Annotated in this window: 17 protein-coding genes; 2 read left to right on the forward strand and 15 right to left on the reverse strand. The window is 56.4% G+C overall.

Features of this window, described 5'->3' with window-relative positions; translation table 11 throughout:
* Nucleotides 1-48: 48 nt before the first annotated feature.
* The 6 genes from ACWI0H_RS18805 to aptA form a co-directional block, all read right to left on the reverse strand.
* Complete coding sequence (locus ACWI0H_RS18805; protein WP_101148144.1) at nucleotides 49-1,101, reverse strand: class I fructose-bisphosphate aldolase; 1,053 nt, start codon at nucleotides 1,099-1,101, stop codon at nucleotides 49-51.
* A 143-nt stretch (nucleotides 1,102-1,244) separates the two neighbouring features.
* The gene (locus tag ACWI0H_RS18810) at nucleotides 1,245-1,643 is read right to left on the reverse strand and encodes an Hsp20/alpha crystallin family protein (protein WP_101148145.1); all 399 of its coding nucleotides are present in this window, start codon (nucleotides 1,641-1,643) and stop codon (nucleotides 1,245-1,247) included.
* 36 nt (nucleotides 1,644-1,679) lie between these two features.
* A complete protein-coding gene (locus ACWI0H_RS18815) occupies nucleotides 1,680-2,141 on the reverse strand; it encodes an Hsp20/alpha crystallin family protein (protein WP_101148146.1) in 462 nt (153 codons plus the stop codon).
* 141 nt (nucleotides 2,142-2,282) lie between these two features.
* Complete coding sequence (locus ACWI0H_RS18820; protein ID WP_485874220.1) at nucleotides 2,283-2,903, reverse strand: TetR family transcriptional regulator C-terminal domain-containing protein; 621 nt, start codon at nucleotides 2,901-2,903, stop codon at nucleotides 2,283-2,285.
* Between the two features lie 94 nt (nucleotides 2,904-2,997).
* A complete protein-coding gene (locus ACWI0H_RS18825; protein WP_485874221.1) occupies nucleotides 2,998-4,494 on the reverse strand; it encodes a CoA-acylating methylmalonate-semialdehyde dehydrogenase in 1,497 nt (498 codons plus the stop codon).
* 46 nt (nucleotides 4,495-4,540) lie between these two features.
* Nucleotides 4,541-5,914: an omega-aminotransferase AptA gene (gene aptA, locus ACWI0H_RS18830; RefSeq protein ID WP_485874222.1), complete on the reverse strand. Its 1,374-nt coding sequence runs from the start codon at nucleotides 5,912-5,914 to the stop codon at nucleotides 4,541-4,543.
* Between the two features lie 193 nt (nucleotides 5,915-6,107).
* Here aptA and ACWI0H_RS18835 point away from each other — a divergent pair, with 193 nt between their 5' ends.
* Nucleotides 6,108-7,388 (forward strand): Zn-dependent hydrolase, encoded by a 1,281-nt coding sequence (locus tag ACWI0H_RS18835; RefSeq protein WP_485874223.1) that lies wholly within the window; start codon nucleotides 6,108-6,110, stop codon nucleotides 7,386-7,388.
* A gap of 54 nt (nucleotides 7,389-7,442) precedes the next feature.
* Here ACWI0H_RS18835 and ACWI0H_RS18840 read toward each other — a convergent pair whose 3' ends face one another.
* The 7 genes from ACWI0H_RS18840 to frdA are packed head-to-tail and all read right to left on the reverse strand — an operon-like array spanning nucleotide 7,443 to nucleotide 14,034.
* Entirely contained in the window at nucleotides 7,443-8,840 is a 1,398-nt protein-coding gene (locus ACWI0H_RS18840; protein ID WP_290702222.1) for an AMP-binding protein, read from the reverse strand.
* The gene (menC, locus tag ACWI0H_RS18845) at nucleotides 8,837-9,781 is read right to left on the reverse strand and encodes an o-succinylbenzoate synthase (RefSeq protein ID WP_290702220.1); all 945 of its coding nucleotides are present in this window, start codon (nucleotides 9,779-9,781) and stop codon (nucleotides 8,837-8,839) included. The genes ACWI0H_RS18840 and menC overlap by 4 nt, the downstream gene beginning before the upstream one ends.
* Nucleotides 9,781-10,641: a 1,4-dihydroxy-2-naphthoyl-CoA synthase gene (gene menB / locus ACWI0H_RS18850; RefSeq protein ID WP_295711620.1), complete on the reverse strand. Its 861-nt coding sequence runs from the start codon at nucleotides 10,639-10,641 to the stop codon at nucleotides 9,781-9,783. The genes menC and menB overlap by 1 nt, the downstream gene beginning before the upstream one ends.
* Before the next feature lie 49 nt (nucleotides 10,642-10,690).
* Nucleotides 10,691-11,071, reverse strand: a complete 381-nt coding sequence (gene frdD / locus ACWI0H_RS18855) for a fumarate reductase subunit FrdD (protein WP_241524590.1) — start codon at nucleotides 11,069-11,071, stop codon at nucleotides 10,691-10,693.
* A gap of 17 nt (nucleotides 11,072-11,088) precedes the next feature.
* Nucleotides 11,089-11,484, reverse strand: coding sequence for a succinate dehydrogenase/fumarate reductase transmembrane subunit (locus ACWI0H_RS18860; protein ID WP_290702214.1), 396 nt, complete (start codon nucleotides 11,482-11,484; stop codon nucleotides 11,089-11,091).
* Nucleotides 11,485-11,497: 13 nt separating this feature from the next.
* Nucleotides 11,498-12,250, reverse strand: a complete 753-nt coding sequence (locus ACWI0H_RS18865; RefSeq protein ID WP_290702212.1) for a succinate dehydrogenase/fumarate reductase iron-sulfur subunit — start codon at nucleotides 12,248-12,250, stop codon at nucleotides 11,498-11,500.
* The gene (gene frdA / locus ACWI0H_RS18870; protein WP_290702210.1) at nucleotides 12,247-14,034 is read right to left on the reverse strand and encodes a fumarate reductase (quinol) flavoprotein subunit; all 1,788 of its coding nucleotides are present in this window, start codon (nucleotides 14,032-14,034) and stop codon (nucleotides 12,247-12,249) included. The genes ACWI0H_RS18865 and frdA overlap by 4 nt, the downstream gene beginning before the upstream one ends.
* A 257-nt stretch (nucleotides 14,035-14,291) precedes the next feature.
* On the opposite strand from frdA, the gene ACWI0H_RS18875 reads away from it, so the two are divergent.
* A complete protein-coding gene (locus ACWI0H_RS18875) occupies nucleotides 14,292-15,761 on the forward strand; it encodes an anion permease (protein WP_295711613.1) in 1,470 nt (489 codons plus the stop codon).
* Nucleotides 15,762-15,769: 8 nt separating this feature from the next.
* Here the strand turns inward: ACWI0H_RS18875 and menH are convergent, their stop codons facing one another.
* Nucleotides 15,770-16,534 (reverse strand): 2-succinyl-6-hydroxy-2,4-cyclohexadiene-1-carboxylate synthase, encoded by a 765-nt coding sequence (menH, locus tag ACWI0H_RS18880; RefSeq protein WP_290702204.1) that lies wholly within the window; start codon nucleotides 16,532-16,534, stop codon nucleotides 15,770-15,772.
* Nucleotides 16,518-18,296, reverse strand: a complete 1,779-nt coding sequence (gene menD, locus ACWI0H_RS18885) for a 2-succinyl-5-enolpyruvyl-6-hydroxy-3-cyclohexene-1-carboxylic-acid synthase (RefSeq protein ID WP_290702201.1) — start codon at nucleotides 18,294-18,296, stop codon at nucleotides 16,518-16,520. The genes menH and menD overlap by 17 nt, the downstream gene beginning before the upstream one ends.

An 18,296-nucleotide genomic window follows, 5' to 3' on the forward strand; every position in this document is an offset into this window, starting at 1 on the left:
AACCTTTTATGCTAGTAATCTATGTAGCGATGCCTGCGATCGCTAGCATTAGGCGATGGAAACGTCTTTGGAGAGATAGACATCCTGAATGGCATGCAGCAGGTCAACACCTTCCTGCATCGGCTTCTGGAACGCCTTGCGCCCGGAAATCAGGCCCATGCCCCCGGCACGCTTGTTGATCACCGCCGTGCGAACGGCCTCACCCAGGTCAGAATGCCCTTTAGAGCCCCCGCCGGAGTTGATCAACCCAGCGCGTCCCATAAAGCAGTTGGCTACCTGATAACGAGCCAGATCGATCGGGTGATCCGACGTCAGCTTGCTGTAAACATCATCGTGGGTGTGGCCGAATCCGACTGCTTTGTAGCCGCCGTTATTTTCAGGCAGTTTCTGCTTGACGATATCCGCCTTGAGAGTGGCTGCCATATGGTTGGCCTGGCTGGTGAGGTCGGCTGCGACGTGGTAATCGGTGCCTTCCTGCTTGAAATCCGGGTTGCGTAGATACGCCCACAACACGGTGACCATGCCCAACTGGTGAGCGCGCTCAAAGGCTTCGCTGATTTCCATGATTTGCCGGCGACTCTCGTGGGAGCCAAAGTAAATGGTCGCCCCAACCGCCACGCAGCCCATGTCGTGCGCCTGCTCTACATCAGCAAATAATGTCTGGTCATAGATAGCCGGGTAACTCAGCGTCTCGTTATGGTTGAGTTTTAGCATCATCGGGATCTTGTGAGCATAGCGCCGCGCCACCGACGAAAGCACGCCAAGCGTGGAAGCCACGCCGTTGCAGCCACCTTCTATAGCCAACTCGACAATGTTGGCCGGGTCGAAATAGCGCGGGTTAGGTGCAAACGAGGCACCTGCCGAGTGTTCAATGCCCTGGTCTACCGGCAGCAGGCTAAGATAGCCGGTACCCGCCAAGCGCCCATGATTAAAGAATGCCTGCATGTTACGCAGCACCGCTGGGCTGCGGTCACTATCGGCCATCACACGATCGATGAAATCGGGGCCAGGGAGATGTAAGTCCTCACGACGCACCCCCTGGCAAGTGTGGTTAAGCAAGCTATCGGCATCGCTGCCAAGCAAAGCGGCTATATCGGTCATGATGGGCTCCTCTCTACTTAATTTGTAAGAAAGTGTAAAACAAAAACTTCCTCACTAGAGCATAGAGCTTAAATAGCGCAGATGGAAAGTACCGCCCCCGTCTTACAGCGAAAATACCGAGGGCGGTAGGTAGCAGCCCTGTCTTATGCTGCCTGAACATCGATACGCCGTGAGCGATGGCTATCCTTTTTCGGCAGCGTAATGGTCACGACACCATTGGTGATACTGGCCGTAATGGCATCACTGTCCACTTCATGACTAAGATTGAAGCGGCGCGCAAACCGCTGGCCACGCACCTCAGCATGCAGCGCGCTCAGCCCTTCAGGCATATTCAGGGCTATCTCACCCTCCAAGCTCAGCACGTTATTATCGAGCTCTACCTTGAGCGATTCGCGGGTCACGCCAGGCATATCGGCAATTAGTTTGAGGGCGCTGGCTTCCTCAATGATATCCACTGCCGGTAGCAACGTTTCTTGAGTACGTTTTATGTCGCCGCGCTCCTGCAACGGGGACTGGGTGGCTGTACGAACAACGTTATTCATGGTTTACCCTCCTGTACCAAGGTTAATAAACATGACTTAAGCCGCCTGAACATCAATACGCCGCGGCTTGAGTTCTTCCCGCTTAGGCAGCACGATCTCAAACACACCATGGGCATGATGCGCTTCGGCACGCTCAGCATCTAAGCCATCAGGTAGTGCAATGGCCCGCACGAACTCACCGCTGGGGCGCTCACGTCGAAACACTGGGCGCGAGCTGCCATCCTCATTACTACCGATGGCGGGCTCACGCTTGCCACGCAGGGTAAGCACGTTATCCTGGATATCAATGGTCAAGTCCGAGGGCGCCAGCCCCGCAGCAAACACATAGACACGCACGGCATCATCGCTGCGAGCGAGATTGATCATCGGAAAACTGCCCCGTGGCACTGCGCGAATATCCATCGCACTGCCATCAGGCAAGAAGCCGTCCAACAGTTGGCGAAACCAATCCAACTGCTGGGACGAGCCGATTTCGAAACGCTTAATATCGTCGAACATAGCGAACACCTCCTACGTTAAGCAGATGATCGAAAGAGGCCGCCACGTCACAGAGCAGCGCCTCTATCAACTGCAAAATAGGAGCAGTTCAAAGGCTTTCAAGGGGTTCAATAGCAATTTTTCTCGCTTTTTCACCGGCCATTACGAAGTCAGCCCAATGCCCCGCAAAATCACCGAGGTCACCGACTGCACAGCCTTTTCGAACTGTAAGTCGTCCAGCGGCTGGTCGTCGTTGAGCAGGTAGATTTGGTAGTCGAAATCGGCGTAGTGCTGGGTGGAGGCCCAGATCATATATAGAAGGTAGGAGGGTTCGACGGGGTTGATCTGGCCTGTTTCGACCCACTCGCGAATTTTCGATTCTTTGAGCTTGGCCCATTCATAAAGGTTATCGCGCAGGCGCTCCTTAAGGATCGGGGCGCCCTGCATCACTTCGGCGGCCCATACTTTTGAGCCGTGGGCGCGGTTGCGGGAGTGGGTCATCTTGGCGCGAATATAGGTGGAAAGCACGACGCGAGGATCATCGTAAAGCTCAAAGCACAGCGCATCCTGTTTCCATACTTCGAGAAGCTCTAAAAGGACATCTTGATACAACGCTTTTTTGGTCGAGAAGTAGTAGTGCACATTGGACTTGGGGATCTCTGCCAGTTGTGCGATTTCACCCATTGAGGCACCTGCATAGCCTTTTTCGGCAAACAGCTGCTCTGCCGCTTGGAGAATCTTTTTTACGTTAGTTTGCCGAATTTCGTCCTGGGTTCTCGCCACGCTGTCCTCGTCCCTATACGTCTGAAGTACGTACCAAAAAAAGCACCATCGCAGGGCGACGGTGCTGAGAAGATGTCCTAGTTACCCTAAGACGTCAACTTTGATTGTTGGGGAACGAGAACTCGGCCCGAGTGGCCTCACTCACCGACGGCCAGCGCTGGGAAACCGCCTTGCGGCGGGTATAGAAACGCACCGAGTCCGGCCCGTAGGCGTGAAGGTCACCAAACAGCGAACGCTTCCAGCCGCCAAAGCTGTGGTAGGCCACCGGCACGGGTAGCGGTACGTTCACCCCTACCATGCCGACCTCAATACCGTCGGTAAAGCGACGGGCGGCTTCGCCATCACGGGTGAATAGGCAGGTGCCATTACCATATTCATGATCGTTAATTAGCTGCATGGCGTCGTCCAAACTGCCGACCCGTACGATGCACAGCACTGGCCCGAAGATCTCTTCCTGGTAAATACGCATCTCAGCGGTAACGTTGTCGAACAAGCAGCCACCAACAAAATAGCCCTCTTCATGGCCAGCCACTTTCAGGCTGCGGCCATCAGCAACCAGCGTTGCCCCGGCGTTAACGCCATCTTCGATGAAGCCGAGCACCTTATCGCGGTGCTCAGCCGTTACCAGCGGGCCCATATCCAGGCCTTTGTCAGTGCCAGGGCCCACTTTCAACTGAGCGATTTTAGGCAGCATGGTTTCGACCAAGCGATTGGCCGTTTCATCACCGACGCACACCGCCACTGAAATCGCCATGCAGCGCTCGCCACAGCTACCGTAAGCCGCACCCATTAGCGTGTTGGCGGCGTTTTCCAAATCAGCATCCGGCAGCACCACGGCGTGGTTCTTCGCCCCGCCTAACGCTTGAACGCGCTTACCGGCGGAGGCCCCGCGAGAGTAGATCGCTTCCGCCACGGGCGTTGAGCCGACAAACGAAATGGCTTTAACGGCTTTGGCATCCAAGAGTGTTTCCACTGCTTCGCGACCGCCGTGAATGACGTTCATCACGCCTTTAGGTAGCCCCGCTTCTTGAAGCAGCTCGGCCACGGCCATCGAGGCGGACGGGTCTTTCTCAGATGGCTTGAGGATAAAGGTGTTCCCGCAGGCAATGGCCATGGGGTACATCCACAGCGGCACCATGGCGGGGAAGTTAAACGGCGTAATACCCGCCACCACGCCTAAGGGCTGGAAGTTAGACCATGCATCGATGCCCGGCCCAACGTTGTGGGAGTACTCGCCTTTGAGCAGTTCCGGTACACCGCAGGCGTACTCGACGTTCTCGATGCCACGCTTGAGTTCGCCCATGGCATCTTCTGGGGTTTTGCCATGCTCTTCGCTGACCAGTTGCACGAGGCGGTCGGCGTTATCTTCGAGCAGCTGCTTGAAGCGGTACATCACCTGGGCACGCTTGGCGGGTGGCGTATCGCGCCAGGCGGGAAACGCCGCTTGGGCGGCGGCAATGGCACGCTCTACGTCGGCGGCATTGGCATCCGCCACTTGGCGAATCACTTTGCCTGTGGAGGGGTTGGTGACATCCAGCGTGCGCTTACTTTCAACTAACTCGCCGTTAATCAGATGGGAAACAACACTCATATTTAAACTCTCTGAAATTTAGGTCAGTCGGTTATGCCAACGAGTCTTAGGCTAACGAATCCAGGGTGGTCGCCACCGCATCAAACAGGCGCTCCAGCTCGGCTTCGGTAGTGCCAAACGGAGGGCCAAATTGCAGCGTGTCGCCGCCGTAGCGCACATAGAACCCTGCCTCCCAAAGCGCCATATGCGCATCCCGTGGGCGGATAATGGGATCACCGTCCCGAGGCGTTAGCTGAATGGCACCCGCTAAGCCGTAATTACGAATATCGACAACGTGATTGCGCCCTTTCAAGGCGTGTAGCTTCTGCTCAAAGGTAGGCGCGATGGCGCTCACCTGAGCGGGGAAGTTTTCACGCTCCATCATTTCCAGTGCCGCTAACCCCGCAGCGCAGGCCACCGGGTGAGCGCTGTAGGTGTAGCCATGGGTGAATTCCACGGCGTGCTGAGGGCCGCCAGCGTGCATAAAGGTGTCGAATATTTCGCTGGAAGCGATCACTGCGCCCATCGGTACTGCGCCGTTAGTGATCTGCTTGGCCACGTTCATAATGTCCGGTGTCACGCCAAAGGCTTCGGCGCCTGTGGTCGCGCCGCTGCGCCCAAAGGCGGTAATCACTTCATCGAAAATCAGCAGAATATCGTGGGCGGTACAGATCTCACGCAGCCGATCCAAATAGCCTTTAGGCGGTACGATCACCCCGGCCGAGCCTGACATCGGCTCAACAATCACCGCTGCAATAGTGGAGGCATCGTGCAGCGCAATTTGATCGAGCAGCGCATCGGCAAGCTCGGCACCGGTTTCCGCTTGGCCACGGGTGAAGGCTTGGCCCGCCTGGAGGGTGTGCGGTAGGTGCGTTACATCCATCAACTGGCCGTAGTGCTTACGATTGCCGCCAATCCCGCCCAGGCTGGTACCACCGATATTCACCCCGTGGTAGCCCTTAGCGCGGCCAATCATGCGGGTTTTCTCAGGTTTTCCTTTTAACCGCCAATAAGCCTTGGCCATCTTGACCGAAGTATCAGCCGCTTCTGAACCCGAGTTGGTGAAAAACACATGGTCAAGCCCGGCAGGCGTCAGGCTTGCAACTTTTTCCGCTAGCTTGAACGCCAGCGGATGGGCAAGCTGAAAACCTGGCGCAAAGTCGAGGCTGCCTAGCTGCGCCGCCACGGCTTTTTGGATCTCTTCACGGTTATGCCCCGCGCCGCAGGTCCATAGCCCAGAAAGCGAATCGAAAAGCTTACGTCCCTGATCATCAATGTAGTAACGCCCTTCCGCCCCGGCGATAACACGCGGGTTGGCGTGGAAATCACGGTTGGCGCTAAACGGCATCCAGTAGTGCTGATTAAGTGCCGTTTTAGAAGATTCATTCTGTATTGAAGAGGTCGAAGCTTCAGGCTTCGTTTTGCTTTTTATTCCAAACATGGTATCCGGCTCCATCGTATGAGGCATTACCTCAGCATGCGTCACCGAACACGTTTATAAAATTACGCTTTTCTTTTGTTCACGTTAGAGAATCCATACGTATCACTGGCTTTTTTATCTCTACTCTAGCAATGAGCCAAATAATAAATCGGGGAGTCGCCAGCTTCGTCCGTGCTCAATAAAAGGAAGTCATATGAACTCGCTTACTGAACCGAAAATCGCCCTAGCCGACCTACGTACCGATAGCGACCGACTCTGGGATTCACTGATGGAGATGGCCAAACTAGGCGCCACCGCTAAAGGCGGCGTCAATCGGCAGGCGCTGACCGATCTAGAACGCCAGGGGCGTGACCTATTTATCCAGTGGTGCCGGGCCGAGGGCTGCACGATTCGGATCGATACTATCGGCAATATCTTTGCCCGCCGTGAAGGCAGCGATCCCGACGCAAAAAGCGTGATGGCGGGCAGCCATCTTGATAGTCAGCCTACCGGCGGCAAATATGACGGCTGCTTCGGCGTACTCTCAGGCCTGGAAGTGATTCGCACCCTTAACCAGCACAACATCACCACGCAGTCCCCTATCGAAGTCGTCGCCTGGACTAACGAAGAAGGCTGCCGTTTTCCGCCCTGCATGATGGGCTCCGGCGTATTCAGCGGCGAGCTGGAATTTGACGCCATGATGGCACGCACCGACGCCGATGGCGTGACGGTAAGCGATGCTCTGGATGCCATTCACTACCGCGGTAGCGATAGCGTCTCACCAGATGAGATAAAAGCTTATTTTGAACCGCACATTGAGCAGGGCCCGATTCTGGAAGATACCGACACCACGATTGGCGTGGTGATCGGCGGGCTTGGCCAGAAGTGGTTCGATTTAACCCTGACCGGGCTGGAGGCCCACGCGGGCCCTACGCCGATGAACCTACGCCGCGACGCCATGATGGGGGCTGCGGAAGTTACCCAGGCGCTCAACCGTATTGCCCATGAGCATCAGCCCCACGGGCGCGGCACGGTCGGCTGTATGACGCTGCACCCCGGTTCGCGTAACGTGATTCCCGGCCAAGTCAAAATGACCCTGGATATGCGCCATTGGGAGCCTGAAGCGCTTGAGTCAATGGGCCAAGCAGTCACCGCCGCTGTTGAAGAGATTTGTCAGCGCCACGGGCTTGAATACCACCTGGAGCCCACCGCTAATTTCGCGCCTGAATACTTCAATAAAGCATGCGTAGATGCGGTGCGCCAAGGAGCAGAGAAGCTCCAGCTGTCGCATATGGATATCATCAGCGGTGCCGGCCACGATGCGATGTTTGTGGGTCGTGTGGCCCCCGCCGCGATGATCTTTATTCCTTGCAAGGATGGCATTAGTCACAACGAGATCGAAAGCGCCACACCGGAGCATGTCGACGCAGGCTGTAACGTTCTACTCCATGCCATGCTGGACGCTGCTGGCACAGGCGCTGACCTAACTGAATAAGCTGAATAAGCTGAATAAGCCAAATAACGAGGCAAAGCCTAAAAGGTCTTGTCGCTACACAGCAAAATCTACGCGTGCCCGCGCCAGCTCAGAGAACTGCTTTCGAGAAGGCTTAAAACCCACTCCTGGCGGCCAGGCTAGCCAGGCGTCGGGCACCATAAAGCCGGGTAGCGTCTCGCGTACCCAGGCGCTTAGCGCCTGCTCTGTCACGGCTTCTGCATGCCAATCGATAAACGCCACCGGGCGCTCTCCCCATTCGGGGTGGGGCACCGGTACGACCAGCGCCTGGGCGACGCTGGGGTTGTCGACCAAACGCTGTTCGATAGCTTCCGGCTGAATATTCTCGCCGCCGGAGATAAAGCCGTTATCTAGCCGCCCTTCCACTACCAGCGCGCCTTCCGAAGTGAAGTGCCCCTTGTCGCGGGTAGCAAACCAGCCCTCGTCGTTTAGGCCTGGATCAACCTCGCCATTATTCAAATAGCCGCAGAATAGGGTCTCACCGCGCACCTGTATCTCACCCTCGACAATCCTCACTTCACGGCCCGGCAGAGGCCTGCCGACGACGCCCGGCGCGGTGGGGATACCAGTGCAGACTTGGCTGGCCATCTCGGACAGCCCATAGCTAACTTTCGGTGTTAGCCCCAGTGATGTCATCTTCGCCACCAGCGGCGCGGGTATCGCCGCGCCGCCCAGCAGCAGTTCCCGCAATTGAGTACGCTGAGGTGTAAAACCTGCCTGCAACAGCCGCCACAGCTGGGTCGGCACCAGTGAAAGGTGGGTGATTGACTGCTGCTCAAGGCGCGCGGGAAGCGTTTGCGGAGCATCATCGAGAATCACCCGCCCACCGGCGAGAAAAACACGAAACGGGATAGCGTAGCCACCGATATGAAACAGCGGCAGCGACAACAGCCAGCCACTGTTTTGATCAACGGGAATAAACGACGCTGAACCACGCGCGGAAGCCAAGTGATTCGCCACACTATGTAACACCGCCTTGGGCGTGCCGCTAGAGCCGGAGGTAAAAATGGTGTTGCAGAGCTGGCTACCATCGATCGATGGTGGCTCATCTGCGTTAGCTTCCGCCAGGAAACTCAGGGTAATTGGCGTTAGCTGTGAAGAGTAATCATTGTCGCTTTCCGTTTGGCAAACCCAGTCAGCCTGCAAACGCTTGGCTAAATTGAGCTGCTGGGCTACAGGGAACGCTGGATTATGCGGGCAGAAAATAACCCCGGCCCGCAGGCAGGACCACGCCAGCAGCAAGGATTCAAGCGAGCCTTTGGCGGGAACCACTAGCCGATCACCCGGTACAAAACCTTTCCGGGCCAGTTGCTGTGCTAAAGACGCCACGCGACGATTGAGCGTCCGATAACTTAGCATTACCGAGCCAGCCTCTATCGCAATACGTTCCGGGGTCTCTTTGGCCCAGTAGTGAATAGGGCAAGTATCTTTCACGCTGAATTTTCCATTTTAGAGAGGCAGTTCAAGCTTTCTGTCATCACTTCGCCCGTGGCAGTGATAATGCGCCCGGTAAGCCAATGTCCCGTATCTAACCCCGGCGGCTCATTGGGCGCCCACTCACTGGCCAACCGAGCAAGCAGACCAAGACCTAAATCAGATTCAAAGCTGGAGGAGATCACCACGCGGAGGTTACCCGCCCGCGCTCGCTGGACGAGTGCCTCGCAGTCGCTTAACGAGCCGATCAGTGTGGGTTTGATTACCAGGGTTTTAAGCTGAGGGTGGCAATGCCACTCTTCCCGACGCGATAGCGTTTCATCCAGCGCGATGGTTACTCCCGTTGCCTCGGCTACTGCGATGGTATCGGCAAAGGTAGCGCAGGGCTCTTCCAGGTAGTCGATATGTTCAAGGGGTAGGCGCCCGCAGAAGCGCAGGGCTTCTTTATGCGTCCAGCCACCGTTGGCATCCAGAATCAGCTTGGTAGCTGGGAGCCATTTGGCAAGCTGCTCGATCAGTGCCAGCTCTTCTTCCATGGCGTAGCGTGCCACCTTTAGCTTGAGCCGGGTCGGCGGCAATGTTTGCCAACGGCCTGCTGAAAGAGACTCGATCAGCACTGCAGGTGCTCCCTGGAGCAGCGGGTAGGGCGGCAAAGGCGCAGGGAGATTGTTTGGCCAAGAGCGCTGGGCGCAGTCAAACCCAAATTGCACCGAAGGCAGTGCTGGAGAGGCTATCTCACCACGCCTTAACGCAGCCAGGCAGGCGAGACTTTCCACTTCTGCTTCCGCCAGCGTTTCAGCCGAGAAGCCGGGCAGCGGAGCAATCTCGCCCCATTGCCCGTTGATGGAAACTAACATCCCTTCTCTGTGCGCCAGCCGCTGGCCTTTAAACATCAACGGCTGACGAAACGGTAGGGAGTAGCGGTAAAGCGCCAGCTGCATTAAGGGTTACGCGGGTAGCGGGAAAAATCCGGGCGACGCTTTTCGTTAAAGGCGTTACGTCCCTCCTGCCCCTCTTCGGTCATGTAGTAGAGCATGGTGGCATTGCCCGCCAGTTCCTGTAGACCGGCCTGGCCATCGCAGTCGGCATTGAGGGCGGCTTTTAGGCAGCGCAACGCCATGGGGCTGTGCTGTAGCATCTCGCGACACCAGCGCACGCTCTCTTTCTCCAGCGCTTCCAGCGGCACAACATGGTTGACCAGCCCCATTTCCAGCGCTTGGGCGGCGCTATATTGACGGCACAGAAACCAGATCTCCCGTGCCTTTTTCTGGCCCACAATGCGCGCCATATAGGAGGCACCGTAGCCACCATCAAAAGAGCCAACTTTGGGGCCTGTTTGGCCGAAAACCGCGTTATCGGCCGCAATGGTCAGGTCACACATTAGATGCAAAACGTGGCCGCCGCCGATAGCGTAGCCCGCCACCATGGCAACCACCGGCTTGGGGCAGGTGCGAATATCGCGCTGGAAATCCAGCACGTTGAGATGGTGGGTGCCCTCTTCATCCTGGTAACCGCCATAGTCACCGCGAATGCGCTGATCACCGCCGGAACAAAACGCTTTGTCACCTGCGCCGGTGAGCAGTATGGTGCCAATCGCGCTGTCGTGACGGGCGCGATTCAGCGCTTGGGCCATCTCGCTGACCGTCAGCGGGCGAAAGGCGTTGCGTACCTCGGGGCGATTGATGGTGATGCGTGCAATGCCCTCGGCACTGGTGTGGTACAAAATATCCTGATAGCCATCGGAGCGATCCTGCCACTCGATTGGGGCATAGAGTTCCGTTTCAGTGAGTCCGTTGATCATGCCTGTCTCTTTTTTATCTGTCAGGGATAAGGTGAGGACAGTACGTCGTTTAGCTAAAAAAGCCCGCCACGACTATGCCCAAGGCTACAATGCTTAGCAGCGCAGCCCCACCGTACATCAGTTTTTTGTTAAGTGCGTCATTGCCCACGCTGATATCAAACAGCCCATGGCGCAAGCGGTGGGCGGCATGAAATAGCGGTAGGCAAACCACCGCGCCAACAAACAGAAAGCCCGGTACGCTAAACAGCAGCGCTGATGCTCGCTCATAGCTCAGCGCATCGGCGGGCAGTAGGCCAAGGGGCAATAAAATCGCTATAAAGAGAATCACGGCGGGCAGCAAGACGGCAAAACAGACGCCGCCCGCGCTAAACAGCCCCCACCAAAGCGGCTCATCAAAGGCCTGTTTGTGCTGACTGCGGTGTTTGTTCATAGCTATTTTTTCCATGTTTATGCCCTCCCCAATAGCCAGAAAAACAGCAGTGCAACTGCCACGACACCTGCCCATTGCCCAGCCACAATGGCCTGATCAGGCAGGCTGTGCCCGGCGATGCGCAGCGGCATTACCCGCGGGAACAGCACAAAGAAGGTTGCGGCGTGAAACAGGCTGGCGGCCAACGCAAGAAGATTCAGCACGAATACAATGGGGGAACGCATAAAGGCGATCCACCCTTGCCAGCTCTCTGCCCCTTGAAGAAGTGCCACCATACCGGCGAGTAAACAGAGCGTGAAGAAAACCAGCGGCAATACTGTGGCTTCGCGCAGCATGTAGAGTTTAAAAAAGCGGTGCTTGAGCCACCAGTTGCGTTTCAGTGGCGGCAGGCGTTGCGACGATAATTTATCCACGACTTCTCCTCCCCTAACCTTTAAACAGCGCAATAAGCGTGTGTTTGGCAGCCTCGACCTTCCCCTGATTCACCGCAGCGGCCGGATCGACGTGCTTGGGGCACACCTTGGAGCAAAAGCCCACAAAGGTGCAGCTCCACACCCCTTCGTGGCGATTGAGCTCCGCCATGCGCTGTTTCTTGCCGTGGTCGCGGCTATCCAGGTTGTAACGGTGGGCCAGCGTTAGTGCCGCCGGGCCAAGGAACTCAGGATTAAGTCCAAACTGCGGGCAAGCCGAGTAGCAAAGGCCACAATTAATGCAGTTAGCGAACTGCTTGTAGCGGGCGAGCTGTTCGGGCGACTGCTGATAGGTTTCCGGCGCCTGGGGGTCGTAAGATTTCACCGGATTGTCATCGATCAAATAGGGCTTAACCGCGGCCAAGTGCTCAAGGAATATTTCCATATCCACCACCAGATCCCGCTGTACGGGGAAGTGGGATAGCGGCTCGATGCGGATATCACCGTCATAATCACGCAAAAAAGTTTTGCAGCCGAGCTTGGGAATGCCGTTAACCATGACCCCGCAGGAGCCGCAAATCGCCATACGGCACGACCAGCGGTAGCTCAGCGTGCTATCGAGCTGCTCTTTGATATGGTTGAGGGCATCCAGTAGCGAGGTACTGTCGTCCACCGGTAACTCGTACTGCTGCCAATAGGGTTCAGCCGAGCTGTCTGGCAGATAGCGTTTGACGCTGACTTGTTTGGTGCTGATCTGCTGGGTGTTCATATCTTGCCCCCCTTGCCCGCATCGCCATAGGCCCGCTCAGCCGGTGCGGAAAACCGCACATCGACCTCCTGCCAGTGCAACTCGGCATGGGCATCGCCTTGATAGAACACCTGGCTGTGCTTGAGGTAATTAACATCGTCGCGTTTCTGCATGCCTTCATCCAGGCGCTGATGAGCACCGCGGGATTCACGCCGCTCCAGTGCACTTAAGCAAGAAGCTTCGGCAATATCCAGGCCACACTCAAACTCCAGGCACTCCAGTAGCTCGGTGTTGAAGATCTTGCTGGTATCGTTTACGCGAACCTTGTTAAAGCGCGCACGCAGTTGACGCATGGTATCAAGCGATTCCTGCATGCCCTTTTCAGTGCGATAAATACCGCAGCCGCTCTCCATAGCCTGCACCATGGCGTGCTTGAGTTCTACCCAGTTCTCCCCACTGCCGGTTCCGTCACAGAGGCGCAGTAGCTTGGCTTGCTGACGGTCACCCTGAGCTTCCAGCAAGCGCATATCGGCCCACTCGGTTTGCGCTGCACGTTGACTTGCTTGCTCACCGGCCAAGCGGCCAAACACCAGTAGCTCGGTAAGCGAGTTGGAACCCAGCCGGTTGGCCCCATGTAAACCGACGGAAGCACACTCCCCGGCGGCGTATAGCCCGGCAATCGAGGTTTCGCACTGAGGGTCGGTTTCGATCCCGCCCATGGTGTAGTGAACCGCTGGGCGAATGGGAATCGGCTCTTTCACCGGATCAACGTTGATATAGGCTTTGGCCAGCTCGCAGATAAACGGCAAACGCTCTAAGATATATTTCTCACCCAGGTGACGCAGATCGAGATAGACCACATCGCTGTCGCCAAACTTGCCGGTGCGGCCCGCCTGCTGTTCCTGCCAAAAGGCCTGGGAAAGTTTGTCCCGAGGCCCCAGCTCCATGTACTTGTTTTCCGGCTTACCCAACGGTGTTTCCGGGCCTAGGCCGTAATCCTGCAGATAGCGATAGCCATCTTTATTGAGCAAAATACCCCCTTCGCCCCGGCACGCTTCGGTAATTAAAATGCCAGAACCGGGCAGGCCTGTGGGGTGGTATTGCACAAATTCCATATCCCGCAGTGCCACGCCGTGACGGTAGGCCATCGCCATACCGTCGCCGGTGACAATGCCCGCGTTGGTATTGAAGCGGAAAAGGCGCCCAGCGCCACCGGTAGCGAGAATCACCGCTTTAGCGCGCAGCAGGGTCAGTTCACCAGTGGCTATCTGCAAGGCAATCACGCCAATCACGGCACCTTCGTGTACCGCCAGATCGAGCACAAAGAACTCATCAAAGCGCTCGATCTCTGGGTACTTCAGCGAAGTTTGAAACAGCGTATGCAGCATATGGAAGCCGGTTTTGTCGGCCGCAAACCAAGTCCGGGCGGTTTTCATGCCGCCAAAGCGGCGCACCTGCACTTGACCATCGTCTTTCCGGCTCCAGGGGCAACCCCAGCGCTCCATCTGTACCAATTCTTGATAAGCGTGGTGGACAAAGTAATCAACGACGCCTTGTTCAACCAGCCAATCCCCGCCTGACACTGTGTCGTCAAAGTGGGCCTGATGGGAATCCTCGGCACTGGTGACGGCGGCGGCGCCACCTTCGGCGGCCACGGTATGAGAGCGCATGGGGTATACCTTGGAGAGCAGTGCAATACGCTGGGGAGTACCCTGCTCCTTGGCCTGCTCGGCCGCGCCAATGGCAGCGCGTAGGCCTGCCCCTCCTCCACCCACAATAACGATATCGAAATCTCGCTGTTGCATGACGCTTCCTTCCGTTAGTCAGGTCGTAATGGCGATACTCTGCGGCGCCTTCTTATTTTCAAATTACCATACCCCTGGCAGGCCGCGATTATTACTCGAAAGGAGTATTGACGTACGTCAAGGAAGGTGAAAATTAAGTTATCGTTGCTTTTACCTTAATCCCACACCGCTTACTCTTCAGGGCAATTACTGTCAGGCAGATAGCTGCCCACCAAGCGACAAAAGTAAATACGCTAAACACTGAAGAGAGGTGCCGCATGACAACCAATGCCCAACCCTCACCGCGATGGAAACTGCTAGCGCCGTTAGCAGTCGCTATTATTGTCGCGCTGATCCCCACTCCACCGGGGCTTGCGCCCCATGCGTGGTACTTCTTCGCCATTTTTCTCGGCTGTGTCGTTGGCTTGATTCTCGAACCCTTGCCCGGTGCGGTGGTGGGGCTGGTCGGCGTTACGCTGGTGGCACTGCTTTCGCGGTGGGTGCTGTTCTCTCCGGAGCAACTGGCAACTGGCGGCTTTAATGCCGCCAACCAAGCATTCTCATGGGCCGTGTCGGGCTTTACCAACTCCACCGTCTGGCTAATTTTTGGCGCCTTTATGTTTGCCCTGGGCTATGAAAAAACCGGCTTGGGCAGGCGGATATCACTCTGGCTGGTCAAGGCAATGGGTAAACGCACCTTAACCCTGGGCTACGCGGTAATGATTGCCGATGGCATTCTGGCGCCCTTTACGCCCTCTAATACGGCGCGTAGTGCGGGTACCATCTACCCGGTAATTCGTAACCTGCCACCGCTTTACGACTCCCACCCTAATGATCCCAGCATGAAGCGCATGGGCAGTTTTCTTATGTGGACGGCGCTCGCGTCTACCTGTGTGACAAGCTCACTATTTTTGACCGCGTTGGCGCCCAACCTATTGGCTATCGCACTAACTGAAAGCACCACCGGTATCCGTATCAACTGGGGGCAGTGGTTCATGGCCGTCGTGCCGGTGGGCATTCTGCTGCTTTTACTGGTGCCGCTACTGAGTTATTGGCTATGCGCCCCCGAGGTGAAAGCGGGTAATGAAATTTCCGATTGGGCTGGAAAGGAGTTAACCAAGCTGGGAGCACTGACCCGTAATGAAATAATACTGGTCATGATGGTGGTCACTGCCCTATTGCTATGGATTTTTGCGGGCAGTGTTATCTCTGGGTCACTGGTGGGTTTATTGGTCATCTGCGGGATGCTGTTAGTGGGCATCGTGAGTTGGAAAGATATTCTCGATAACCATGCCGCCTGGAATACCTTTGTATGGTTTGCAACCTTGGTAGCACTAGCAGGTGGGCTGAGCCTAGTGGGTTTCGTTAATTGGTTTGGCAATGTGGTCGGCGGGCAGATCAGTCACTTCGACCCGCTGATGGCCATGGTGGCACTGGTAGCCATCTTCTATCTACTGCACTATTTCTTCGCCAGCGTGACAGCGCACGTTACCGCCCTGCTGCCGGTGATTCTTGCAGCAGCGTCGGGGATTGCCGGGTTGGATATGCAGATGTTTGTTCTGCTGCTACTTCCCACGCTGGGCTTTATGGGCATTCTCACTCCCTACGGCACGGGCCCAAGCCCCGTCTACTACGGCAGTGGCTATCTGCCCAGCGCACTCTTCTGGCGGCTGGGGGCAATCTTTGGGTTGCTATTTCTAGTGGCTTGGCTGGTGATCGGCCTACCCTGGTTAATGGTGATCAGCTGACCCGTGGTTTAGCCAAACGTTTGATACCAAGCGTTGAGCTGTTGTGAGATTTCACCAGGCTGTTCAGCATGAAGATTGTGGCCCCCTTCCAGCGTGATCTGGCGCAGGCGGGGGGCCATCGTTTTTAGACGAGTAGCCAGCGTGTGGAACTTGGCATCCTGCAGACCCGAAAAATAGCTGACCGGTAGCGACGTATTTGCCAGCCACGCCCATTGCGATGGTTGCTTGCCGAGTGACGTTGCACGCAGCATATTCGCGACAGATGGCCCATGATTAGCAAGACGGCGTTGAATCTGCCGACAACGCTGGGCCTCGGTTAGGTCGGAAAACACCGGTTGTTGGTACCAGTCAGTCAGTACCCCCTCCATTGGTTCCTGCTCGAAACGTGTTGCCCAGCGTTCATCATGGGCAATGCGGGCGGGTCGCTCGCTGGCAGCCAGCCCTGGATGGGCGCTTTCCAACCAGAGGGCGGCAAGACCTAATGGCTGACGGCTAGCGTGGTAAAGCGCCAAGCGCCCGCCCAGGGAGTAGCCCAGCAGGCAGTAGCGGCGAATACCGTGAGCCACCAATGTATCAGTAAGCCAGTAGTGAAACGCCTCAAAAGAGGCTGTCTGGACGCGGTGATTTTTGCCATGGCCAGGTAAGTCCAACGCTAAGCAATCGACGCCTTCCAAGCCATCACTCACCGCCGCCCAGTCGTGGCGGTCGCCCAGCAGGCCGTGCAGCATGACCAGGGTTGGCTTGGATGCCTTTTGCTTAAATTCGTCGCTCACCCTCTTCCTCCCGAATTACGGCTCCTAGCGCTGTCAGATCATCAGCTACCTGCTGATGGGGCACGTTAACCTCGATCAACGTAACCCCCACCGTTAGAGCTTGGCTATAGGCTGTCGCAAAGGCGTCCAGTGACGCTGGCGCAACGTAGCCAAGCCCAAACATCTGCGCCGCATGCTCGAAGCTTAAGCCGTGAGGCTGTCGATAATAGCGCTCCAGCAGATCACCCTCTTTAGGCACGGGCAGCATATGGAAAATACTGCCGCCATCGTTATTGAGGATAACCACCACCAGTGGCTGGGTGGCTTGTTTCAGCAACGCCAGGCTATTGAGGTCATGTAACGCACTGGTATCTCCCAGCAAAATAGTGATGGGCTCTTGGCGAGAGCAGCTAATGCCATAGCCAGTGGCAATCAATCCATCGATACCGGACGCACCGCGATTGGCAAATACCCGCAGCGGTGTTTGGCGATGCGTACCCAGCATATTCATAAGCCGTGCAGGCAGGCTGTTGCCTATAAACAGTTGCCCTCTAGCTAGCTGCGCTAGCTGGTGGCAGACACCCAACTCTGAGAATGCTATACAGAACTTCTCAATAAGCTGACTGGTGCGGCGCTGGAGGTTAGCCAATTGATGCCAAGGAGGTTGCTCGGGAAGAGCCGGTAAATCAGCGATAAAGTCGGCAGGCGAGCATGTCAAACGGCGCTTAACACAGTAATCAGGGTCCAACCGCTGGGGCAGCGGATCAACCAACCAGACATCCTGCCACGACTGCTGGGCAATAAACTGGCTTAATCGCTTGGAAATCAGCCGGCCGCCAAACTGAAGCAGCACCTCGGCTTTAGCAAGTTCAGCACTGAAATCTTCGTCATGCAGCGCCAGGTCAAAATGAATTAGATTTTGAGGATCAAAATGGATCTGGCTCTGCACATCCGCTAACAGCGGCCAACCCAACTGCTTGGATAGCTCAACAATTTGCTGCGCCTGTTGGGAGCTATCAACACTGTCTTCAACTCTCTTTTTAACCCTGTCTTCAATCCTGCCAACAACAATCAGGCCGCGCTGCTGGGCAAGCGCTTCCCACTCGCTGTTGAGCGCTGGAACCGCAGTACTGGCCTGCCATTCACTCCAAGGTGTGGAGGCGGTCAGCCAGTTCCCCAGCAGGGCGAGATAGTCGCTGGCATCCACCAGGCAACGGCCGGGGTAAAGCGGTTCGCGGTAGCGGCAGTTAATGTGGATAGGCCCAGGGGAGCGGCGCTGTTGATCAATGGCTTGATCAAGCGTGCTGAGGAGAAATGCGGCTTTTATCTCAATCTCTGGCGGCGGCAGGTCATGATAGGCAATGGTGTGGCGCGAGAAAATATCGCGCTGATCAATCGCCTGGTTGCTGCCGTTATCCAGTAGCTCAATGGGGCGGTCGGCAGAGAGCACAATGAGCGGCACGCCGAGCAGCTTGGCCTCTACCACCGCCGGGTAAAGGTTCGCCACGGCAGTGCCTGAAGTAGTGATAATGACCACCGGACGCTGACTGCCTCGGGCAATACCCAGCGCCGTAAACCCCAGCCCACGCTCGTCAAAATGGCAGTGGCTGTGCAACCCGGCATGTTCGCTGGCGGCCATGGTCAAAGGCGAGGAACGGGAGCCTGGCGCCAGCACTACGTCGCGGACACCCAAGCGGTAGAGCTCCTCCAGCATTAGCGCCGCCCACACATGATTAAAGGTGGCGTGCTTTTTCATAAAGCCGCTCGATGTCGGTGCTGTCAT

This window comes from Halomonas sp. NYA30, assembly GCF_976980765.1.